Source organism: Pseudomonas sp. P7548, from assembly GCF_013386585.1.
GTDB lineage: Bacteria > Pseudomonadota > Gammaproteobacteria > Pseudomonadales > Pseudomonadaceae > Aquipseudomonas.
The window spans coordinates 86,225-106,902 of the sequence record NZ_JACARO010000015.1 but is presented as its reverse complement, the minus strand read 5'-3'; the positions used below and the strand labels follow the sequence as shown (position 1 = coordinate 106,902).

Annotated in this window: 20 protein-coding genes; 7 read left to right on the top strand and 13 right to left on the bottom strand. The window is 61.8% G+C overall.

Annotation, left to right across the window (positions count from 1 at the left end; all coding sequences use genetic code 11):
* Positions 1 to 9: 9 nt before the first annotated feature.
* Both ptsP and HX803_RS08420 read right to left on the bottom strand, forming a co-directional pair.
* On the bottom strand, positions 10 to 2,289 hold the full coding sequence (gene ptsP, locus HX803_RS08425; protein WP_178919991.1) for a phosphoenolpyruvate--protein phosphotransferase: 2,280 nt from the start codon (positions 2,287 to 2,289) through the stop codon (positions 10 to 12).
* A gap of 22 nt (positions 2,290 to 2,311) precedes the next feature.
* Complete coding sequence (locus HX803_RS08420; protein ID WP_003176750.1) at positions 2,312 to 2,791, bottom strand: RNA pyrophosphohydrolase; 480 nt, start codon at positions 2,789 to 2,791, stop codon at positions 2,312 to 2,314.
* A gap of 143 nt (positions 2,792 to 2,934) precedes the next feature.
* On the opposite strand from HX803_RS08420, the gene HX803_RS08415 reads away from it, so the two are divergent.
* Positions 2,935 to 3,591: an HAD family phosphatase gene (locus HX803_RS08415; RefSeq protein WP_178919990.1), complete on the top strand. Its 657-nt coding sequence runs from the start codon at positions 2,935 to 2,937 to the stop codon at positions 3,589 to 3,591.
* Between the two features lie 113 nt (positions 3,592 to 3,704).
* Here HX803_RS08415 and HX803_RS08410 read toward each other — a convergent pair whose 3' ends face one another.
* Both HX803_RS08410 and ilvA read right to left on the bottom strand, forming a co-directional pair.
* A complete protein-coding gene (locus tag HX803_RS08410) occupies positions 3,705 to 4,118 on the bottom strand; it encodes a DUF2269 family protein (RefSeq protein ID WP_178919989.1) in 414 nt (137 codons plus the stop codon).
* A gap of 41 nt (positions 4,119 to 4,159) precedes the next feature.
* Positions 4,160 to 5,704, bottom strand: coding sequence for a threonine ammonia-lyase, biosynthetic (ilvA, locus tag HX803_RS08405; RefSeq protein ID WP_256732832.1), 1,545 nt, complete (start codon positions 5,702 to 5,704; stop codon positions 4,160 to 4,162).
* Between the two features lie 108 nt (positions 5,705 to 5,812).
* Here ilvA and rpiA point away from each other — a divergent pair, with 108 nt between their 5' ends.
* Complete coding sequence (gene rpiA / locus HX803_RS08400; RefSeq protein ID WP_017253881.1) at positions 5,813 to 6,484, top strand: ribose-5-phosphate isomerase RpiA; 672 nt, start codon at positions 5,813 to 5,815, stop codon at positions 6,482 to 6,484.
* 122 nt (positions 6,485 to 6,606) lie between these two features.
* On the opposite strand, the gene HX803_RS08395 is transcribed toward rpiA, so the two are convergent.
* The 4 genes from HX803_RS08395 to HX803_RS08380 form a co-directional block, all read right to left on the bottom strand.
* Complete coding sequence (locus tag HX803_RS08395; RefSeq protein WP_178919987.1) at positions 6,607 to 7,521, bottom strand: SdiA-regulated domain-containing protein; 915 nt, start codon at positions 7,519 to 7,521, stop codon at positions 6,607 to 6,609.
* A 120-nt stretch (positions 7,522 to 7,641) separates the two neighbouring features.
* Positions 7,642 to 8,565 (bottom strand): SdiA-regulated domain-containing protein, encoded by a 924-nt coding sequence (locus HX803_RS08390; RefSeq protein WP_178919986.1) that lies wholly within the window; start codon positions 8,563 to 8,565, stop codon positions 7,642 to 7,644.
* Positions 8,566 to 8,799: 234 nt separating this feature from the next.
* Positions 8,800 to 9,465: a fumarylacetoacetate hydrolase family protein gene (locus HX803_RS08385; protein WP_176996819.1), complete on the bottom strand. Its 666-nt coding sequence runs from the start codon at positions 9,463 to 9,465 to the stop codon at positions 8,800 to 8,802.
* Between the two features lie 22 nt (positions 9,466 to 9,487).
* The gene (locus tag HX803_RS08380; RefSeq protein ID WP_176996820.1) at positions 9,488 to 10,882 is read right to left on the bottom strand and encodes an FAD-binding oxidoreductase; all 1,395 of its coding nucleotides are present in this window, start codon (positions 10,880 to 10,882) and stop codon (positions 9,488 to 9,490) included.
* A 205-nt stretch (positions 10,883 to 11,087) separates the two neighbouring features.
* Here HX803_RS08380 and serA point away from each other — a divergent pair, with 205 nt between their 5' ends.
* Positions 11,088 to 12,317: a phosphoglycerate dehydrogenase gene (serA, locus tag HX803_RS08375; RefSeq protein ID WP_003195214.1), complete on the top strand. Its 1,230-nt coding sequence runs from the start codon at positions 11,088 to 11,090 to the stop codon at positions 12,315 to 12,317.
* A 64-nt stretch (positions 12,318 to 12,381) separates the two neighbouring features.
* Here the strand turns inward: serA and HX803_RS08370 are convergent, their stop codons facing one another.
* Entirely contained in the window at positions 12,382 to 12,822 is a 441-nt protein-coding gene (locus HX803_RS08370; RefSeq protein WP_176996821.1) for a DUF4399 domain-containing protein, read from the bottom strand.
* Between the two features lie 136 nt (positions 12,823 to 12,958).
* On the opposite strand from HX803_RS08370, the gene HX803_RS08365 reads away from it, so the two are divergent.
* Positions 12,959 to 13,450, top strand: coding sequence for a transporter substrate-binding domain-containing protein (locus HX803_RS08365; protein ID WP_178919985.1), 492 nt, complete (start codon positions 12,959 to 12,961; stop codon positions 13,448 to 13,450).
* Between the two features lie 84 nt (positions 13,451 to 13,534).
* Here HX803_RS08365 and HX803_RS08360 read toward each other — a convergent pair whose 3' ends face one another.
* Complete coding sequence (locus HX803_RS08360; protein WP_178919984.1) at positions 13,535 to 14,017, bottom strand: DUF523 domain-containing protein; 483 nt, start codon at positions 14,015 to 14,017, stop codon at positions 13,535 to 13,537.
* 2 nt (positions 14,018 to 14,019) lie between these two features.
* Positions 14,020 to 14,652 (bottom strand): 2OG-Fe(II) oxygenase, encoded by a 633-nt coding sequence (locus HX803_RS08355; RefSeq protein WP_176996903.1) that lies wholly within the window; start codon positions 14,650 to 14,652, stop codon positions 14,020 to 14,022.
* A 131-nt stretch (positions 14,653 to 14,783) separates the two neighbouring features.
* On the opposite strand from HX803_RS08355, the gene HX803_RS08350 reads away from it, so the two are divergent.
* Positions 14,784 to 15,536 carry a DUF2059 domain-containing protein gene (locus HX803_RS08350; RefSeq protein ID WP_178919983.1) on the top strand — a complete coding sequence of 251 codons (753 nt, stop codon included), beginning with the start codon at positions 14,784 to 14,786 and terminating at the stop codon, positions 15,534 to 15,536.
* Between the two features lie 46 nt (positions 15,537 to 15,582).
* Here HX803_RS08350 and HX803_RS08345 read toward each other — a convergent pair whose 3' ends face one another.
* Complete coding sequence (locus HX803_RS08345) at positions 15,583 to 16,524, bottom strand: alpha/beta hydrolase (RefSeq protein ID WP_178919982.1); 942 nt, start codon at positions 16,522 to 16,524, stop codon at positions 15,583 to 15,585.
* A gap of 99 nt (positions 16,525 to 16,623) precedes the next feature.
* Here HX803_RS08345 and HX803_RS08340 point away from each other — a divergent pair, with 99 nt between their 5' ends.
* Positions 16,624 to 17,199, top strand: a complete 576-nt coding sequence (locus HX803_RS08340; RefSeq protein WP_178919981.1) for a DUF6436 domain-containing protein — start codon at positions 16,624 to 16,626, stop codon at positions 17,197 to 17,199.
* A 31-nt stretch (positions 17,200 to 17,230) separates the two neighbouring features.
* Positions 17,231 to 19,585, top strand: a complete 2,355-nt coding sequence (locus HX803_RS08335; RefSeq protein WP_178919980.1) for a penicillin acylase family protein — start codon at positions 17,231 to 17,233, stop codon at positions 19,583 to 19,585.
* A gap of 131 nt (positions 19,586 to 19,716) precedes the next feature.
* Here the strand turns inward: HX803_RS08335 and HX803_RS08330 are convergent, their stop codons facing one another.
* A complete protein-coding gene (locus HX803_RS08330) occupies positions 19,717 to 20,619 on the bottom strand; it encodes an AraC family transcriptional regulator (RefSeq protein ID WP_178919979.1) in 903 nt (300 codons plus the stop codon).
* Positions 20,620 to 20,678: the final 59 nt, after the last annotated feature.

The following is a 20,678-nucleotide window of genomic DNA, read 5'->3' as shown; positions in this document are numbered from 1 at the left end:
CGCCTCGGTCTAAAGGGTTTTCGCAGAAGCCGGGTTGATCATGCGCGTCAGCCCCAGGTTTTTCAGCGCCAACTGCAGCGAGCTGTGGATAACTTGCGGGTTGTCGATGGTCATCAACTCCTCCAGCAGCTCCTTGGCCATGCCCAGTTCAACCTGGCGCAGCATCCACTTCACCTTCGGCAAGTTGGTGGCGTTCATCGACAGGCTGTCAAAGCCCATCGCCATCAACAGCACCGCCGCCGCCGGGTCACCGGCCATTTCACCGCAGATACTCACCGGCTTGCCTTCGGCATGGGCGTCGCGCACCACATGTTGCAGGGCTTGCAGCACCGCCGGGTGCAGGTAGTCATAGAGGTCGGCCACCCGTGGATTGTTGCGGTCCACGGCCAGCAGGTATTGGGTCAAGTCGTTGGAGCCCACCGACAGGAAGTCCACCTGCCGCGCCAGTTCCTTGGCCTGGTACACCGCTGCCGGGATTTCGATCATCACGCCAATCGGCGGCATCGGTACGTCGGCGCCTTCGTCGCGCACTTCGCCCCAGGCGCGGTGGATCAGGTGCAGCGCCTCTTCCAGCTCATGGGTGCCGGAGATCATCGGCAACAGGATGCGCAGGTTGTTCAGGCCTTCGCTGGCCTTGAGCATGGCGCGGGTCTGGACGAGGAAGATTTCAGGGTGGTCGAGGGTGACACGAATGCCGCGCCAGCCGAGGAAGGGGTTGTCTTCCTTGATCGGGAAATACGACAGTGACTTGTCGCCGCCGATGTCCAGGCTGCGCATGGTCACCGGCAACGGGTGGAAGGCCTGCAGTTGCTCGCGATAAATCGCCAGTTGCTCCTTCTCACTCGGGAAACGCTGGTTGATCATGAACGGCACTTCGGTGCGGTACAGGCCCACTCCTTCGGCGCCGCGCTGTTGCGCGCGAGCCACGTCGGCCAGCAGGCCGGTGTTGACCAACAGCGGCACACGGTGGCCGTCGAGGGTCACGCACGGCAGTTCGCGCAAGGAATCCAGGCCCAGGGCCAGTTGTTTCTCTTCCTCGACCACTTCGCCGTATTGCTTGCGCAGCACGTCGCTGGGGTTGGTGAACACTTCGCCGCGATGGCCATCGACGATCATGTCGATGCCGTCAACCTTGGCATACGGCAGGTCGACCAGGCCCATCACCGTCGGAATGCCCATGGCGCGTGCCAGGATCGCGACGTGGGAGTTGCCCGAACCGAGTACCGAGACCAGGCCTACCAGCTTGCCTTCCGGCACTTCGCCGAGCTGGGTGGCCGTCAGTTCTTCACTGACCAGAATGGTGTTGTCGGGGAACACCATGTTGGTGCTCCGGTCTTCCTGCAGGTAGGCCAGCAGTCGGCGACCCAGGTCGCGCACGTCCGAGGCCCGCTCGCGCAGGTAGTCGTCGTCCATCATTTCAAAGCGGTTGACGTGATCGGTGACCACCTGGCGCAGCGCGCCCTGGGCCCACTGGCCGGTCTTGATCACAGTCTTGACTTCATTCCCCAGGGACGCGTCGTCGAGCATCATCTGGTACACGTCGAACAGCGCGCGCTCTTCGGGGCGCAGTTGAGTGGCCAGCTTGTTCGACAGGTTGCGCATGTCGGCGCGCACACCTTCCAGGGCCGTCTTGAACAGTTTGATTTCGGCGTCGATGTCGGTGACGGTCTTGTCCGGCACCACGTCCAGGTCCGCGGGTGGCAACATGACCACCGCCGTACCGACAGCAGCGCCCGGCGATCCCGGCACGCCGACGAACTTGGCTTCCTGGATGCCCTTGCCTTCACGGCCCAGGCCGCGAATCGAGCCGGTAGCCTCGGCGTGGGCGATAACCCCGGCGAGTTGCGCGCTCATGGTCACGAGGAAGGCTTCTTCACCTTCGTCGAACTGGCGGCGTTCTTTCTGCTGGATGACCAACACGCCGACGACGCGGCGGTGGTGAATGATCGGTGCGCCGAGGAACGAGGCGTAGCGCTCTTCGCCGGTTTCGGCAAAGTAGCGATAACGCGGGTGATCAGCCGCGTTTTCAAGGTTCAGGGGTTCTTCACGCGTCCCCACCAGGCCCACCAGACCTTCATTGGGCGCCATGCTGACCTTGCCGATGGAGCGCTTGTTCAAGCCCTCGGTGGCCATCAGGACAAAACGGTTGGTCTCGGGGTCCAGCAGGTAAACCGAGCAGACCTGGCTGCCCATGGCTTCCTTGACGCGCAACACAATAATCCCCAACGCCGCCTTGAGATCCTTGGCGGAGTTAACTTCCTGGACGATCTTGCGCAGCGTATTGAGCATGGCTCGGGGTCGAACTCCGTCGTCAGTCGCGCGCTAAAAGGCGCGGGGCAAGCTCTTTGAGAGCGCGACGATAAACTTCGCGCTTGAATGTCACCACCTGGCCCAACGGGTACCAATAGCTGACCCAGCGCCAGCCATCGAACTCCGGTTTACCGGTCAAATCCATCCGCACCCGCTGCTCGTTGGAGATCAGGCGCAGGAGAAACCATTTCTGCTTCTGGCCGATGCACAGCGGCTGGCTGTGGGTACGCACCAGGCGTTGCGGCAAACGATAGCGCAACCAGCCTCGGGTGCAGGCCAGAATTTGCACATCTTCGCGCTCCAGGCCGACTTCTTCATTCAACTCACGGTACAAGGCGTCTTCAGGGGTTTCGTCGGGGTTGATTCCGCCTTGAGGAAACTGCCAGGCATCTTGGTTGATTCGGCGAGCCCATAGCACCTGTCCGGCATCATTCGTAAGAATAATCCCGACATTAGGACGGAAACCATCGGGGTCGATCACGGCAACAACCTCGCAAACGCATGTCGCCGCATTGTTCCACAAAGGTTGATCAAGCGGCAACGAGGCTTCTTACCTTATGTGCACTCTTGTGAAAAGACCGTATTCTGGACGCCTTTTTACAGACTTTTCAGCGAGTAACTGCAATGCGCCTGGCTTTATTCGACTTGGACAACACCCTCCTCGGCGGTGACAGCGATCACGCCTGGGGCGATTACCTCTGTGAACGCGGGATTCTCGACCCGGTGGCCTACAAGGCCCGCAACGACGAGTTCTACCAGGATTACCTGGCCGGCAAGCTGGACAATGCCGCCTACCTGAACTTCAGCCTGGAGATCCTCGGGCGCACCGAGATGGCCCAACTTGACGAGTGGCACAACGATTTCATGCGCGATTGCATCGACGCGCTGATGCTGCCCCTGGCTGCAGAGCTGCTGGCCAAGCACCGCGCCGCCGGCGACAAGCTGGTGATCATCACCGCCACCAACCGCTTCGTCACCGCACCGATTGCCGCACGCCTGGGCGTGGATACCCTGATCGCCACCGAGTGCGAGATGGAAAACGGCCGCTACACCGGGCGCAGCACCGACGTGCCGTGCTTCCGCGAAGGCAAGGTGACACGCCTGAACCGTTGGCTGGAAGAGACTGGGTATAGCCTGGAAGACAGCTACTTCTATAGCGATTCGATGAATGACCTGCCGTTGCTGGAGCAGGTGACCCATGCGGTGGCGGTGGATCCGGACCCGAATCTGCGGGCTGAGGCTGAAAAACGCGGGTGGCCGGTGATTACGCTGCGTAGCTGAGGGCCCCATCGCAGGCAAGCCAGCTCCCACATTTTGACCGCATGCTCATGTTGGTACTCGGTCGAGTGTGGGAGCGGGCTTGCTCGCGAATGCAGACGACTCGGTCTCAAGCCTTAAACCGGCTTGGCACCCATCAGCCCGGCAATCGCCACAAACCCCACCAGGCTGACCACCGCCAGCACCAGCGTGAAGTTCAGGCTACCGCCCTCGCCTTTACGCAGGCGGTTGAGCCGCGCCACCAGCCAGAACCAGGCCAGCGCCGCCACGGTATAGAGGATGCTGGAACCCAGGATCCAGGTCTGCCCCAACGGCCAGCCGATCAGGTGCACCAGCCACCAGCCGGTAAACGGCATGCTGACCACGCACACGCCCATCAACAGCCACACGAACGCCCACGGCCGCTGTACGGTCGCCGCCGCGCCGGCACTGCGTTTGCGCCAGGCCAGCAGCGCCAGGCCGAGGCCGCTGAGCAGCAGCAACGCCGTGGCCGCGATGTGAATAACTTTCAGGGTGGTCAGGGTTTCCATGTCTCGTCTTCCTTATAGGCCGCCCCAATCAGCGTAGTCGCTCAACCGAGGAACAGTGTGTAGGCCGGGTTATCGCTTTCATCCCAGTACGGGTAGCCGATGGCCTCCAGGGCTGCCGGTACTAGGTGACGCTCGTCCGCCGGCACTTGCAGGCCGGCGACCACACGGCCGTCGGCTGCGCCGTGGTTGCGATAGTGGAACATCGAGATGTTCCAGCGCCCGCCCAATTTGTTAAGAAAGTTGAACAAGGCGCCCGGGCGCTCGGGGAATTCGAAACGCAACACCACTTCATCGCTGACTTTGGCCGCGTGCCCACCGACCATATGACGAATGTGCAGCTTGGCCAGTTCGTTTTCGGTCAGGTCCAGCACCGGGAAACCCTGGCTGGTCAGGCTGGCGATCAGCGCGCTGCGCGGGTCGTTTTCCGGGTGGGTCTGCACGCCAACAAAGATGTGCGCCTCGCTGCCGGAGTGGTAGCGGTAGTTGAATTCGGTGATCTGGCGCTTGCCCACGGCTTCGCAGAACGCCTTGAAGCTGCCCGGCTTCTCGGGAATGGTCACGGCGATGATGGCTTCGCGGCCCTCACCCAGCTCGGCCCGCTCGGCCACGTGGCGCAGGCGGTCGAAATTGACGTTGGCGCCGGAGTCGATGGCCACCAGGGTTTGCCCGGTCACGCCGCGGGTTTCGACGTACTTCTTGATCCCGGCCACGCCCAGGGCGCCTGCAGGCTCGGTGATGGAGCGGGTGTCGTCGTAGATGTCCTTGATTGCCGCACAGATTTCATCGGTGCTCACGGTGATCACTTCATCGACATAGTCCTTGCAGATGTCGAAGGTGTGCTGGCCAATCTGCGCCACCGCCACGCCGTCGGCGAAAATGCCGACGGTCGGCAATACCACGCGCTCACCGGCTGCCATCGCAGCTTGCAGGCAGTTGGAGTCGTCGGGCTCGACGCCAATGATCTTGATGTCCGGGCGCAGGTATTTCACGTACGCCGCAATACCGGCGATCAGCCCGCCGCCGCCCACCGGTACGAAAATCGCGTCCAGCGGCCCCGGGTGCTGGCGCAGGATTTCCATCGCCACGGTGCCCTGCCCGGCAATGGTGTGCGGATCATCGTAGGGGTGAATGTAGACGTAGCCTTTTTCGTCGACCAGTTTCAGCGAGTAGGCCAGGGCTTCCGGGAAGGAATCACCGTGCAGCACCACTTTGCCGCCACGGGAGCGCACACCTTCGACCTTGATCTCCGGGGTGGTCTTGGGCATCACGATGGTGGCTTTGACCCCCAGTACCTTGGCCGCCAGGGCCAGGCCCTGGGCATGGTTGCCCGCCGAGGCCGTGACCACGCCGCGCGCGCGCTCTTCGCTGCTCAGTTGGGTCAGCTTGTTGTAGGCGCCGCGAATCTTGAACGAGAACACCGGCTGCAAGTCTTCGCGCTTGAGCCAGACCGTGTTGCCCAGCCGCTCGGAGAGCTGGCGAGCGGTCTGCAGCGGGGTTTCTACGGCAACGTCGTAGACGCGCGAGGTGAGGATCTTTTTGACGTACTGTTCAAGCATCGGCGGGCTTCTACTTTCACGGTTTGGCAGGGCCAAGGAGTCTAACCCGGCTTTTGGCCGGGCGACCACACGAATCCCGAGGTTTTGTTGGGTTATACTCGCCGCCCTCGATAACTCCCCGCCCGTTCCGGAGCCCGCATGACCCAGGATCAACTCAAACAGGCAGTGGCCCAGGCCGCCGTCGATTTAATCCTTCCTAAACTCGACGACAAGAGCATCGTCGGTGTCGGCACCGGCTCCACCGCCAACTGCTTCATCGATGCACTGGCCCAGCACAAGGGCGCCTTCGACGGCGCCGTGGCCAGCTCCGAAGCCACCGCTGCACGCCTCAAGGGTCACGGTATTCCGGTGTACGAGCTCAACACCGTGAGCGACCTGGAGTTCTACGTCGACGGCGCCGATGAAAGCGACGCGCACCTGAACCTGATCAAAGGCGGCGGCGCAGCCCTGACCCGCGAGAAGATCGTCGCGGCCGTGGCCAAGACGTTCATCTGCATCGCCGACGCCAGCAAGCTGGTGCCGGTACTCGGTGCATTCCCGCTGCCGGTGGAAGTGATCCCGATGGCCCGCAGCCACGTGGCCCGCGAACTGGTGAAACTGGGCGGCGACCCGGTGTACCGCGAAGGCGTGTTGACCGATAACGGCAACATTATCCTCGACGTGTTCAATATGCAGATCACCAACCCCGTGGAGCTGGAGACCCAGATCAACGCGATCGTGGGTGTGGTGACCAATGGCTTGTTCGCGGCGCGCCCTGCCGACGTGCTGCTGCTGGGGACTTCCGAAGGCGTAAAAACCCTCAAGGCCTAAGCAAATCCGCTGTGCTTTATGTGGGAGCTGGCTTGCCTGCGATAGCATCACCCCGGTGCTACTGAAAGACCGAGGTGCCTGCATCGCAGGCAAGCCAGCTCCCACAGTTGGCCGGCGGCGTTTCAGGGATTGGGTTTCTTGAAGACGTAGAACAGGTTCGGCTCACTGGTCAGGTACAGGGTGCCATCGTCGTCCATCGCGATCCCTTCCGCTTGCGGCACACGCTTTTTCAGGCCGTGGCGCCCAGCCAGCAAAGACAGGCTGCTCAACGGGCGACCGTCAATATCCAGTTCCAACACCAGGAACGACTCATCCGACAGCGCCAGCAAGTGGCCGCTGCGCTCGTCGTACTGCAGGCTCGACAGGTCCCGCACAAACAGCCCGGCGTCGCGCCTGGGGTTGTTGATCACGTGGACTGAGTAGGTTTTTTCCGGCTTGAAATGGGGAAACCCGTGCACCTCGTAGATCAGCATCGGGTCGCGCTCCTTGGCGACAAACAGCCGCTTGCCCACCGAGTCATACGCCAGGCCTTCAAAGCCCTTGTTGCCCCCAATATGCACACCCAGGGTCATTTGCTCTGCATCGGCGGCGTCGAGGAACTGGGTGTCGTCGTCCACATGCACCTTGATCAAGCGCTGCTGGCGCTCGTCGCTGATCACATAAATGTTGTCGCTGATGAACTCCACCGCCTCGGCATCGCCAAAACCCACCAACGCAATACGCCGCAGGATCTTGCCCTCCAGGGACAGCTCGATCAGCTCGGCATTTTTATTGGTGACGGTAAACAGGCTCTTGCGCACCGGGTCGTAGGTGAGCGCCGAGACATCATTATCGAGGCCCTCGATCACCCGCGCTTCGACCGCGACGCGGTAATCCGCCAGGCCGATGGAACGCTCATTGGCAGGCTGACGCCAGGCCTGCCAGTTGAACCATGCACGCTCGAACAAGCGAAAGTGCTGCGCAAAGGCCCCGGCGCTGATCAGGGCAATCAGCACCAGCATGAATAGAAGGGGTTTGGGGCGGGCAAATCGACGCATCGGACGGGCTCAAAGTCAAAAGTGGCGAAGGAATATCACGCCCGTCTGAATTTAAACTTAAACGCTGCGGAGTGTCTGGCGAATGCCGCTAATAGAGACTTATCCGACGTAATCGTCGGATTACTTCTGCTTTTCGAAGCGGTAGAACAAGTTGGGCTCACTGACCATGTACAGGGTGCCGTCTTCATCCATGGTCACGCCTTCGGCGCGGGGGATGGTGTTCTTGAGGCCGTTGAAACCGCCGAGCAAGGTCATGAAACTGACTTGCTCGCCCTTTTCATCCAGTTCCAGCAGCAAGTGGGAGTCGGCCGACAGTGCCAGCAAGTGGCCCGTGCGCGGGTCGACGGCCAGGGCAGAGAGATTGCGCATGTCCAGCTCGGTCGTGGCGACTTTTTGCTTGTCGCCGGTCAGCGTGCTGCCATCGCTTTTCCAGGTGAACAGCGCGGGCGGGCGCTCTTCACCGAGCACAATGTGCTGGTTACGCTTGTCCCAGGTGACGCCTTCAAAAGCTTTGTTCTGGTCCTTGGAAGGGCCCAGGTCGTAGCTTTTGAAGTCAGCGATGTTCAGTTGCTGGGTGCTGGCGTCGACCTTGACCACCGTCAGGGTGTGCATGCGCTCATCGACGATGGCCATCTGGCCGTTTTCCATCACCGTGACGCCTTCCGGGTTGTTCCAGCCATTGAGCGGCATCTTGCGCAGCACATCGCCTTGCAGGCTCAACTCAACAAGAAAAGGGTTCTTGCCCATGACGGAAAACAGGGTTTTGGTCTGCGGGTTATAGGACACATCCGAAGCTTCGTCCTTCTCCATGCCGGGCAGCAACTTGCCATCGATGACCGCGTGGTAGTCCGGCAGCCACACACTTTCCTGGCGCTCTGCCTGGGTTTCGAAGCGCTCCATCACCCACAACACGCCGCGATCGTCCCAATGCATCGCCCACGAAACGCCATAGACGATGGCCCCCGCCAGGAACAGCCAGGAATACCAACGCAGGGCAAAACGGGAGCGGGGCTGGGGTGTGGCGGAAGGCAGAGGCACGGCCATTGAGCGCTTTTCCAGAAAGTCAGCTTAAGGTGATAGCACAGGATCAACGGGCCCGCGTGCTGAAGGCTGAGGATTATCCGGATGACGTGTGAAAAAAATGCAAAGAACGATGCTTGGGGATGAACACAAACCCCTGTGGGAGCTGGCTTGCCTGCGATGCGGGCAGCTCGGTCTGTCAGTTACACCGAGGTGATGCTATCGCCGGCAAGCCGGCTCCTACGAAGGGAGAGGGGTTTAGCGAACGTGGCTTTCGAAGCGGCTGACGCCTGGCAGTTCCAGCACCAGCTCGTCGCCGACATTCAGCGGGCCCACGCCCACCGGGGTGCCGGTGAGGATCACGTCGCCGGCCTGCAGCGAGAAGCAACCGGCCATGTACTGGATCATCGGGATGATCGGGTTGAGCATGATCGCGCTGTTGCCGTCCTGGCGAACCTCACCGTTGATGGTCAGGCGGATGCCGATATCGGTCACGTCCGGGAAGGTGCTGCCCACCACGAAGGGTGCAATCACCGCCGCGCCGTCAAAGGACTTGGCGATTTCCCACGGCAGGCCCTTGGCTTTCAGCTCGGCCTGCTTGTCGCGCAGGGTCAGGTCCAGGGCCGGGGCGAAACCGGAGATGGCGTCCAGCACTTCTTCACGGCTCGGCTTGGTCGACAACGGCTTGCCGATCAATACCGCGATTTCCGCCTCGTAGTGCACCGAACCGCGCTCGGTCGGGATGGCGAAGCCACCTTCCAGCGCGACCACGCAACTGCCAGGCTTGATGAACAGCAGCGGCTCGGTCGGTACCGGGTTGTCCAGTTCCTTGGCATGTTCGGCGTAGTTACGCCCGATGCACACCACTTTACCCAGGGGAAAGTGGATGTTGGTGCCGTCGACATACTTGTGCTGGTAGCTCATGGAACGACTCCTTCAGGGGCGATTAAACAGCGAAGATCTTGCCAGGGTTCATGATCCCGTTCGGGTCGAACACGGCTTTCACAGCTTTCATGTACTCGATTTCCACCGGCGAACGGCTGTAGGTCAGGTAATCACGCTTGGTCATGCCCACGCCGTGCTCAGCGGAGATCGAGCCGTTGTACTTCTCGACGGTTTCGAACACCCACTTGTTCACGGTGGCGCACTTGGCGAAGAACTCATCCTTGCTCAGGTTTTCCGGCTTGAGGATGTTCAGGTGCAGGTTGCCGTCGCCAATGTGGCCGAACCAGACGATTTCGAAATCCGGGTAGTGTTCGCCGACGATCGCGTCGATTTCCTGCAAGAACGCCGGGACTTTGGAGACAGTGACCGAAATATCGTTCTTGTACGGGGTCCAGTGGGAAATGGTCTCGGAGATGTACTCGCGCAGTTTCCACAGGTTGTGCAGTTGGGTTTCGCTCTGGCTCATCACGCCGTCGAGCACCCAGCCTTGCTCCACGCAGTGTTCGAAGGTTTCCAGCGCGTGGTTGGCGACTTCTTCGGTAGTGGCTTCGAATTCCAGCAGGGCGTAGAACGGGCATTCGGTCTCGAACGGCGCTGGCACGTCACCACGGCCGAGGACCTTGGCCAGGGCCTTGTCGGAGAAGAATTCAAAAGCGGTCAGGTCCAGCTTGCTCTGGAACGCGTGCAATACCGGCATGATCGAGTCGAAGTCGGTGGTACCCAGCACCATGGCAGTGAGGTTTTTCGGTGCACGGTCCAGGCGCATGGTGGCTTCCACCACGAAGCCCAGGGTGCCTTCGGCGCCGATGAACAGCTGGCGCATGTCATAGCCGGTGGCGTTCTTGATCAGGTCGCGGTTCAGCTCCAGCACATCACCCTTGCCGGTGACGACCTTCATGCCAGCCACCCAGTTGCGGGTCATGCCGTAGCGAATAACCTTGATCCCGCCGGCATTGGTGCCGATATTGCCGCCAATCTGGCTCGAACCGGACGACGCGAAGTCCACCGGGTAGTACAAGCCTTTTTCTTCGGCGACGTTCTGCAACTGCTTGGTGACCACGCCCGGCTGGCACACGGCGGTGCGGTCGGTGAGGTTCACGTCGAGAATCTGGTTCATGTAGTCGAACGACACGACCACTTCGCCATTGGCCGCCACAGCGGCTGCCGACAGGCCGGTACGCCCACCAGATGGCACCAGCGCCACCTTGTGTTCATTGGCCCAACGGACGATGGCCTGCACCTGCTCGATGGTCTTGGGGAAGACGATGGCCGTGGGTGCGGGGGCGAAATGCTTGGTCCAATCCTTGCCGTAAGCCTCCAGGGAGTCTGCATCGGTCAGCACTTTGCCAGGCTCAACCAGGGTCTTTAGCTCATCAATCAGGGCAGGATGGGTCATCGACAGAACTCTCGAACAATTCATGGTCATCCTGAGAACGCTTCACGTCGCAGGAATGAGTGTTTAGCGGGGCGCGTATGCTAGCATACCGCCCCCGCAGGACAGAGCCCAAGGGCGTTTCTGCGGTGACGGCTTTCCTGCCGTCCGGGTCAGCTTAAGCGATCCGATTCCCTGCCATTTTTCTCCGGGATACAGGTTTACGCAGATGAGCAAGACTTCTCTCGATAAGAGCAAGATCAAGTTCCTTCTTCTGGAAGGCGTCCACCCATCGGCTGTCGACGTTCTGAAAGCCGCCGGGTACACCAGCATTGAGTACATCACCAGTTCTCTGCCGGAAGCCCAGTTAAAGGAAAAGATCGCCGACGCGCACTTTATCGGCATTCGCTCCCGCACTCAGCTGACCGAAGAGATCTTCGATCACGCCAAGAAACTCGTGGCGGTTGGCTGTTTCTGCATCGGCACCAACCAGGTCGACCTCAACGCAGCGCGCGAGCGCGGCATCGCGGTGTTCAACGCACCGTACTCCAACACCCGTTCCGTTGCGGAGCTGGTGCTGGCCGAGGCCATCCTGCTGCTGCGCGGCATCCCTGAGAAGAACGCTTCCTGCCACCGTGGCGGCTGGATCAAGAGCGCGGCCAACTCCTTTGAAATCCGTGGCAAGAAGCTGGGTATCGTCGGTTACGGTTCGATCGGTACTCAACTGTCGGTCCTGGCCGAGGGCCTGGGCATGCAGGTGTTCTTCTACGACACCCTGACCAAGCTGCCATTGGGCAACGCCACCCAAGTGGCCAGCCTGACCGAACTGCTGGGCATGTCCGACATCGTCACCCTGCACGTTCCGGAAACCGCTGAGACCCAGTGGATGATCGGCGAGAAGGAAATCCGCGCCATCAAGAAAGGCGGCATCCTGATCAACGCAGCACGTGGCACCGTGGTCGAGCTGGACGCCCTGGCCGACGCGATCAAGGACAAGCACCTGATCGGCGCCGCCATCGACGTGTTCCCGGTGGAGCCACGCTCCAACGACGACATCTTCGAAAGCCCGCTGCGCGGCCTGGACAACGTGATCCTGACCCCGCACATCGGCGGCTCCACCGCTGAAGCCCAGGCCAACATCGGCCTGGAAGTGTCGGAGAAGCTGGTCAAGTACAGCGACAACGGTACTTCCGTATCGTCCGTGAACTTCCCGGAAGTGGCCCTGCCGGCTCACCCTGGCAAGCACCGCCTGCTGCACATCCACCAGAACATTCCTGGCGTGATGATGGAGATCAACAAGGTCTTCGCGGAAAACGGCATCAACATCTCTGGTCAGTTCCTGCAGACCAACGAGAAGGTTGGCTACGTGGTAATCGACGTCGACGCCGAGTACTCGGACCTGGCGCAAGAGAAGCTGCAGCACATCAACGGCACGATTCGTAGCCGCGTGTTGTTCTAAGGTTTCACCTGCACCATAAAAAAGGGAGCCCTCAGGGGCTCCCTTTTTTTCATCTGAACAAATCTTACTTAACGTTAACCGTGATCACTTTGGACGCTACAGTCGGGTTGAACTGCATGTGCAGTTTGTCGCCCGCCACCAGTTGCAAGGTGTGCTTGCCTGGGGTGAGGGTCAGTTCTGTTTCGGTCTGGGCCTTGCCGTAGTGGATCACGGTGTCGGTGGCCGGGATTGGCACGCTGGCGTCAGGCAGTTCTTTCTGGTCGACCAGCAAGTGGTGGTGGCCGGTGCCTGGGGTCTGGTCAGTGGCCGGAGCCAGTTTCAAGCCTTCCATGCCGAATTTGACGGTGAAGGTCTTGTCGACGGTGGCGCCGTCTTTTGGCGAAACGATAAACACCTTGGCGCCTTCAGGTGGAGCACTGCGCGGGATACCGTCGGCGGCGGTGGCCAACATTGAAGCACCCAGCAGCAGGCTGGCAATCGTTGCTCGGGACAAAAGGGCTTTCATTCGCTTCTCCAGTTTTTCCAGGAAATCTGTTGGGTTATGACAACTTCGCGGCAAATTGCTGTCCAAGGCACTCAACACACCATAGCAAAGCGATGCTGAACGGCGCCTCGCACAGATGAATACTTTAGGAGTGACCATGCGCCTTTCGCCTGGCCTTGTACTTTTGCTTTCCTTCCTGAGCCCTCTGGCTCATGCCGAGTTGATCGACGATGTGTTCGATCGCGGCGAACTGCGTATCGCCCTCGAAGCCAACACCCCACCCTTTAACTTCAAGGACGGCGACAAACTCACCGGCTTTGAAGTGGAGCTGGGTGAACAACTGGCCAAGGAAATGGACGTGCGCCCCTCATTCATCACCACCGACGACAGCGACCTGCTACCCGGCGTGGAAACCGGCAAGTACGACGTGGCCATCAACCATATCGCTATGACTGCCGAGCTGCGGGATCGGTTCGATTTCAGTGAGGCTTATAAGGAAACACCTGAACTGGCGATTCCATTCCATAAAGGCAACCCGGCCTTCAAAAATAGCCTGGACAAGGCGCTGCAGCACATCAAGGCCGATGGCCGCTTGAAGGCGCTGACGCAAAAGTGGTTTGAAACCGAGCCCGTCGCCAAGACCCAATAACACGCTGTAGGAGCCGGCTTGCCGGCGATAGCGGCCTCAAGTTGTTCGCAAACCTTAAGGGCCTCATCGCCGGCAAGCCGGCGCCTACAGGTTGTTGAGTGCCTGGGCGGCTTGGGGGAGTTCCAACTCGCTGAAGACGTGCACGCCATGGCGCTTGAGCAGCGCCGCCGTCACCCCCTCGCCGCTCACCTTCACCCCCGAGAATGTGCCGTCATAGGTCAGCAGGTTGCCGCACGACGGGCTATTGGCCTTGAGAATGGCGATACGGATATTGTGTTGCTGCACCAGCGCCAGGGCCTGGCGGGCACCGTCGAGAAACGCCTCGCTGAAATCCTCGCCATCGGCGGTCAGCACCCGGGCACGGCCTTCCCACACATCCAGCCCTTGCCCGCCCGGGATTTCGGCCGCAGGCCTGGGGGTGGGCAACCCACCCGCCACTTCCGGACAGATCGCGACCACCCGCCCCTCGGCCTGCCATGCGGCCAACTGATCGAACGGCCCGCTGCCAGCGCCGTCGTAGCGCACCTTGTGCCCGAGCAGGCAACGGCTGACGAGGATCTTTTCCATGGTTAAAACGGCTCGTTGCCACGCCGACGGAACCAGCCCGTGAGGGACAGCCGCTCACGCGTCGCCGGCAAGACTTCGTGGGGCACCTCGCCCGACAAGAACACCACCAGGCAACCGCCGTTGGGGTCTACGTCGTACTCTGCGCCGTCCTTGAGGTACATGCGCAACTGGCCGCCGTGTTCGGGCAGCCAGGCATCATTCAAATAGACCACTGCCGACACCATGCGCCGGTCATCGTCGCGAAAGCGGTCCACATGTTTTAGGTAGAACGCTCCTGGCGGGTACATCGCAAAGTGGCTTTCGAAATCCTCAAGGCCCAGGAACAGGTCGCGATTCATCGCCTGGCGCAGGCCGTCCATCAAGCCCATGTAGGTGCCGCAGACAGCAGCATCACCCTCTTCCAGCCACTGGATATGGTCACCGCGAATCCCCTCGCGGATCTCCTGGGCCGGGCCGCGCCCGACCGCAGCCGGTGCCAACTCACCTTCGGCTTTACGTTTACGGCACTCAGCCGCCAATTCCAGGGTCAGAGCCTGGGGCAGGAAGCCGTCCTGCCGGGACCAGCCTTTTTCGGCGAGGTCGTCGACAATACGTTGCAACAGCGAGTGATCGAGGGGAATTTGCATGGCGCGCATAGTATCCATACGCCTGTGAATCCGACAGAGCCGCCGAGCGTCTGAATACACTTTAGTCAGGTGACCTATAGGATTTCTCGACAAATCCTACGCCCGACACGGACAATAGTGGCCGACTGACAGGAGTCCATATGCGTCGTTTGTTTTTTTCCGTGCTGATGTTCTGCGTTTTGCCCGCTTGGGCAGACGGCCATGACCAGTTGTACAAGGTCGCCGGCTGGGCCGAACAACGTGCGCATTTCAATGACGCCCTGAGTGCCGCCCAGCAACGCTATCGCAATAGTCTGCCGCCAGCGGTGTACCAGGCACTGGTGGACAACAGCAATAAACGCTTCGCCGCCCAGGCCGTGGACCAGCGCGCCGAGGCGCAACTGCGCAAGAACCTGGCGGACCCCAAGCCCGCCCTGGCGTTTTTCCAGTCGCCCCTGGGCCGCAAGATTGTCGCCGCCGAGCTGCTCGCCACCCGCCGTGACCAACTGGCAAAGAACGCCCAAGGCCTGCCGAAAATTGAAGCCGACGCCACCCGTAGCCTGATCATCGGCCACCTGGCCCAGGCGCTGCCGGCACGCGAAGCGGGCGCCGAGGTCAGCCTGGCGATTGCCGGTGTGGCCGCCGACAGCCTGAGCCAGATGATCCCCGGCCTGCTGGGGGGCGGTCAGGCCCAAGGCATGCTGAACGGTCAGCGCGAGCGGTTGATGCAGCAGATCGGCAATGACCTGAACAACACGCTGCTGTACGTCTATCGGGATTTGTCCGACCCGGAGCTGGAAGAGTTCGCCACGTTTGCCGAGTCGCCGGAAGGCAAGGCGTATTACCAGGCAGCGTTGGCGGCCATTCGCGCCGGCCTGGCGGTCGGCCAAAGCACCTCAAGCCTGTCGCAATAACCCGCCTTGTAGGCGCTGGCTTGCCGGCTCCTACACAGGGGCGGCGTTATTTCAGGTGGGCTGTTAGATACCGGAAGTACTCTTCACGAATCTCGGGAATCTCATTGGCCAGGTGATGCCTGCCACGCGGCAGCATCAGCACCTCAGGCTGGTTGAACTTGCCCCGCAGCACCTGCAGGTTGTGCTGCCAGTCCACCGTCATGTCCTCCTCCCCCTGGATAATCACCAGCCGCCGTGGGCTGCGCGGTGCGGCTTCGATGCGCTTGATCCAGCGGGCGAGCGCGCCCACCCAGGCGGTGGGCAGTTGGCGCGGCTGCAGCGGGTCGGCTTCCAGGAACGGCTTGAACGCGGGGTCGTTGGTGTTCTCGCTGAACCGCCGCGCAATGCCTTTTACAAACGGGCGCAGCAGGTAATAGCTGACCTGCGACCAGCCCCACGCACGCGGCCGTACCAGCGGTGACAGCAGGAAGGTCTTGCCCTGGGCCGGGCTGTCGACGCCATGGTTGAGCAGGTGATCCACCACCACCGCCCCGCCGGTGCTTTGCCCGAACAGGTGCCAGGGTTGGGGCAATTGCAGGGCCGATGCCTGGGCAAACAGCGCCTGGACCACGTCCTGATACACCGAAAAATCATTGATGCTGGCCCGCGCGCCACTGGACAGGCCATGGCCCGGCAGGTCGCAGGCGATCACCACGAAGCCCTGGTCCAACGCCCAGTCCACCACGTTGCGGTACAGCCCCATATGGTCGTAGAAACCGTGGAACAGGAACATCGTCGCCACCGGCGCCTTTGGCCACCAGACCTGCGCCACCACCTCGAAACCGTCGACCTCGAAGCGCCCCAGGCGGCTCACCGCAGGCACCGTGCGCTTGGCCAGGTCGAGCCCGTAGAAACGCTGGTAGACCCGCGCCTCGGCACTCAGCGGTTGCGCATCCACCAGGGGGCGCAAGCTGTCGCGCAGATGATCGGGGTCAAAGGTGACGGGCATAAAGGGTTCCAGACTGACGGCGAAGATGAATATCGAGCTGCGATATTCATCTGTCAGGACAAGCATGGCAAGCTACGCGACCTTCGAGGATTGATCTGAATGCGACAGCCTTACCGTACCGCCTTGTTCGCCAGCCTGATCCTGATCATCTGCGCCGGCGTGCTGTGGGCGGCCTACGACTGGTTCCAGGGCCGCTACCTGCGGGCCTTCAGCGAGCACACGGCGGTGTTTTCCGGTGATGCCCTGCGCCTGCCCGCCGAGCTGAGCGGCCCGGGTCCGATTCGCCTGGTGCATTTCTGGGACCCGGCCTGCCCGTGCAATGTCGGCAACCAGCAACACCTGGGCGAGCTGATCGAGCAATACGCGCCCCACGGCGTCCAGTTCTATGCCCTGCAAAAAGCCGGCAGCCACGGCAAGCTGCCCGACAACCTGCGCCAGATGAAAACCCTCACCGTCCTGTCCGGCGCCGACCAGGTGCCCGCCAGCCCCGCCGTGGGTATCTGGGACCGCAGCGGCAAGCTCGCGTATTTCGGGCCCTACAGCGAAGGGCTGACGTGCAATTCCAGCAACAGTTTTATCGAGCCGATCCTCAAAGCCCTTGAAGCCGGACGCGAGGTGAATGCCACGCACACCCTGGCGGTGGGCTGCTATTGTTCGTGGCCTAAGGATCTGTAGCCGTTACCCTCACTCTTGGTAAGGAATGTTCATGAAGCGCGTCTTGCAGGTTTTCGCGGTTCTGGTGGTGCTGCTCGCCTTCGCGGGCGGTTGGTACGTGTACAGCAAGCAACCCACCCGCCAGGGCACGGTCACGCTGGCCGGCCTGCAAGGCTCGGTTACGGTGCGCTACGACGACCGGGGCGTGCCGCATATCCGCGCCGAGAACGAGACCGACCTGTACCGTGCCCTGGGCTATGTGCACGCCCAGGACCGCCTGTTCCAGATGGAAATCATGCGGCGCCTGGCGCGGGGCGAACTGGCTGAAGTACTCGGCCCCAAGCTGCTGGACACCGACAAGCTGTTTCGCAGCCTGCGCATTCGCGAACGCGCCTTGAGTTACGTGGAACAGCTGGACCACGACTCGCCTGCGTGGAAGGCACTGCAAGCCTACCTGGACGGGATCAACCAGTATCAGGACAGCCACGCCAGCCCCATGGAGTTCGACGTGCTGGGCATCCCCAAGCGGCCGTTTACCGCTGAAGACACCATCAGCGTCGCCGGCTACATGGCCTACAGCTTTGCCGCCGCGTTTCGCACCGAACCCCTGCTGACTTACGTACGCGACCAACTGGGCAGCGACTACCTGAAAGTCTTCGACCTGGACTGGCAACCCAAGGGCGCGCTGAACCTGGCTGCCAGCGACTGGCAAAACCTCGGCGCCCTGGCCTCCCTCAGCGAGCAGGCCCTGGCCGAAAATGGCTTGCCGCAGTTCGAAGGCAGCAACGCCTGGGCCATCAGCGGCAGCCGCACCAAGAGCGGCAAGCCGTTGCTGGCGGGCGACCCGCACATTCGCTTTTCGGTGCCGTCGGTGTGGTACGAGGCGCAACTGTCGGCGCCGGGGTTTGAGTTGTACGGCTATCACAACGCGCTGGTGCCGGTGGCGTTCCTGGGGCACAACCTGGACTTCGGTTGGAGCCTGACCATGTTCCAGAACGATGACCTCGACCTGATCGCCGAGAAGGTCAACCCGGACAACCCCAACCAGGTCTGGTACCACGACCAATGGGTGAACATGACCACCAGCGAGCAGCAGATTGCCGTGAAAGGCCAGGCGCCGGTGACCATCACCCTACGCCAGTCGCCCCACGGCCCGATCGTCAATGACGTGCTGGGTGAGAACGCCGGCAAGACGCCGATTGCCATGTGGTGGGCCTTCCTCGATACCCAAAACCCGATCCTCGAAGGGTTCTACCAGCTCAACCGTGCCGACACCCTGGCCAAGGCCCGGGCGGCAGCGGCCAAGGTGTCCGCGCCGGGCCTGAACATCGTGTGGGCGAACGCCAAGGGCGATATCGGCTGGTGGGCGGCGGCGCAGTTGCCGATCCGCCCGGCCGGTGCCAATGCCGGGTTCATCCTCGACGGCAGCACCGCCCAGGCCGACAAGCTGGGCTTCTACCCCTTCAGCGCCAACCCCCAGGAAGAAAACCCGGCGCGCGGCTATGTGGTGTCGGCCAATGCCCAGCCGGTCTCGCCCACGGGCATGGAGATTCCGGGCTATTACAACCTGCCCGATCGTGGCCAACAGTTGAACGCGCAGTTGAGCGACAAGAGCGTGAAGTGGGACGTGAACAACAGCCAGGCACTGCAGCTAGGCACCACCACCGCCTACGGCCCTCGGTTGCTGGCGCCGCTGTTGCCGGTATTGCGCGACGTGGTCAAGGACCCGGCGCAGCTCAAGCTGGTGGAGCAACTGGCCGCCTGGAAAGGCGACTACCCGCTGGACTCCACCAGTGCCACGCTGTTCAACCAGTTCCTGTTCAACCTCACCGACGCCGCCTTCCACCCCAAGCTGGGCGACGCCCTGTTCAAGACCCTGCTCGGCACCCGCGTGATCGACGCCGCCCTGCCACGCCTGGCAGCCACGCCGGATTCGCCGTGGTGGGATGGCAAGCGCGCCGACACCGTCAAGCTCGCCTGGGACAACAGCCTGGCGCACCTCAAAGCCACCTTCGGCGATGACCCCAGCCAATGGCAATGGGGCAAGGCGCACACCCTGACCCACGGCCACCCGCTGGGCACGCAGAAGCCATTGGACAAGGTGTTCAACGTCGGCCCGTTCCCTGCGCCGGGCACCCACGAAGTACCCAACAACCAATCCGCCATGATCGGCCCGGCGCCGTGGCCCGTGACCTACGGCCCGTCGACCCGCCGCCTGATCGACTTCGCCGACCCGGCCCACGCCCTCACCATCAACCCGGTGGGGCAAAGCGGCGTGCCGTTTGATGCGCATTATGGGGATCAGGCGGAGACGTACATCGAGGGCGGGTATGAGCAGGCGCATTTCAGTGACGAGGAAGTGACGGCGAATACGCGCGGCACCCTGAAATTGCTGCCCGCCCGATAGCAACTTGAAATAGGGTCAAAATGTGGGAGCGGGCTTGCTCGCGAATACGGTGGAGCAGTCGATATTTCTGGTGACTGATACCCCGCATTCGCGAGCAAGCCCGCTCCCACATTTGATTTGTGTTGTGGCGACTATCGTGCCCGCAACCGCCCCGGCGCCTCGCCGTAGGTCTCCTTGAATTTCTTGCTGAACGCCGCCTGGGACTGGTAACCCACCTGGGCGGCGATATCCAGCAGGCTCAGGCGCGATTGGCGCAGCAGGTTGTACGCCAGCTCCATGCGCAACTGTGTCAACAACAGCCACGGCGAGACACCCGCGACTTTCACAAAAGCCCGCATGAAGGTCGCCCGCGACATCGTTGCCACCGCCGCCAGATTGTCGATGGTCCATTCGTGCCCAGGCTCGGCCAACATTGCTTGCCAGGCCTTGCTCAGGCGTTTGTCAGCCAACAGCGCGAACGTGCCGGCGACCGGCGCCTGGCGGTTCAGCCAGGTGCGCAGGATGAGGGTGAAGAGCGCCGATGACAGCGCATCGATAAAAGTCCGTGCGCCCAGCTGCTGCCCGTCCGCTTCACTGCGCATCAGGGCGATCAACGCCGCCAGTTGCCCATCGCCCTGCCACTCGCGGCTGGACACCACCAGGTATTCCGGCAGCGCACCGAACAGCAACGACTGGCGGTTGTAGTGAAAGGAGCCACACAGCATATCGATGTCCGGCTGGTTGCCGCCCAGGCGATGCACCTTGAGCAGCCCGCCGTCGATCACCTGTGGCGGCTTCGGCGCAGTCCGTGCGCCCTGGCTGCGCAGCAAGTGGGTGGCGCCACCGGGCATCAACAGAATATCCCCGGGTTCCAGGGTCACCTGCTGGCCGCCCGACAACTCGGCCCGGCAGGTGCCGCTGAGCACGATGTGGTATGGCGCCACGCCAAATGCTTCCGGCGCGTGGTCCATGGCCCAGTCGCCCTGGAACTGGCACCGCAGGTCCAGGCTGCCGCGCAGGTTGGCCAGCGCGATAAGGGTGTCGATCGAATTCATTTGCGAACATCGGTCAAAAAGATGAGCGGATTGAACAATAACGCCAACCCCGAACGGCA

Excerpts from the sequence above, each read along its gene's own strand:
- HX803_RS08390 (WP_178919986.1), bottom strand. The coding sequence starts at position 8,565 with ATGGCCGTGCCTCTGCCTTCCGCCACACCCCAGCCCCGCTCCCGTTTT.
- HX803_RS08340 (WP_178919981.1), top strand. The coding sequence starts at position 16,624 with ATGCGACAGCCTTACCGTACCGCCTTGTTCGCCAGCCTGATCCTGATC.
- HX803_RS08380 (WP_176996820.1), bottom strand. The coding sequence starts at position 10,882 with ATGACCCATCCTGCCCTGATTGATGAGCTAAAGACCCTGGTTGAGCCT.
- HX803_RS08360 (WP_178919984.1), bottom strand. The coding sequence starts at position 14,017 with ATGGAAAAGATCCTCGTCAGCCGTTGCCTGCTCGGGCACAAGGTGCGC.
- HX803_RS08335 (WP_178919980.1), top strand. The coding sequence starts at position 17,231 with ATGAAGCGCGTCTTGCAGGTTTTCGCGGTTCTGGTGGTGCTGCTCGCC.
- HX803_RS08385 (WP_176996819.1), bottom strand. The coding sequence starts at position 9,465 with ATGAGCTACCAGCACAAGTATGTCGACGGCACCAACATCCACTTTCCC.
- HX803_RS08370 (WP_176996821.1), bottom strand. The coding sequence starts at position 12,822 with ATGAAAGCCCTTTTGTCCCGAGCAACGATTGCCAGCCTGCTGCTGGGT.
- HX803_RS08415 (WP_178919990.1), top strand. The coding sequence starts at position 2,935 with ATGCGCCTGGCTTTATTCGACTTGGACAACACCCTCCTCGGCGGTGAC.
- serA (WP_003195214.1), top strand. The coding sequence starts at position 11,088 with ATGAGCAAGACTTCTCTCGATAAGAGCAAGATCAAGTTCCTTCTTCTG.
- rpiA (WP_017253881.1), top strand. The coding sequence starts at position 5,813 with ATGACCCAGGATCAACTCAAACAGGCAGTGGCCCAGGCCGCCGTCGAT.
- HX803_RS08350 (WP_178919983.1), top strand. The coding sequence starts at position 14,784 with ATGCGTCGTTTGTTTTTTTCCGTGCTGATGTTCTGCGTTTTGCCCGCT.
- HX803_RS08355 (WP_176996903.1), bottom strand. The coding sequence starts at position 14,652 with ATGCGCGCCATGCAAATTCCCCTCGATCACTCGCTGTTGCAACGTATT.
- HX803_RS08365 (WP_178919985.1), top strand. The coding sequence starts at position 12,959 with ATGCGCCTTTCGCCTGGCCTTGTACTTTTGCTTTCCTTCCTGAGCCCT.
- HX803_RS08395 (WP_178919987.1), bottom strand. The coding sequence starts at position 7,521 with ATGCGTCGATTTGCCCGCCCCAAACCCCTTCTATTCATGCTGGTGCTG.
- HX803_RS08410 (WP_178919989.1), bottom strand. The coding sequence starts at position 4,118 with ATGGAAACCCTGACCACCCTGAAAGTTATTCACATCGCGGCCACGGCG.
- HX803_RS08345 (WP_178919982.1), bottom strand. The coding sequence starts at position 16,524 with ATGCCCGTCACCTTTGACCCCGATCATCTGCGCGACAGCTTGCGCCCC.
- ptsP (WP_178919991.1), bottom strand. The coding sequence starts at position 2,289 with ATGCTCAATACGCTGCGCAAGATCGTCCAGGAAGTTAACTCCGCCAAG.
- HX803_RS08330 (WP_178919979.1), bottom strand. The coding sequence starts at position 20,619 with ATGAATTCGATCGACACCCTTATCGCGCTGGCCAACCTGCGCGGCAGC.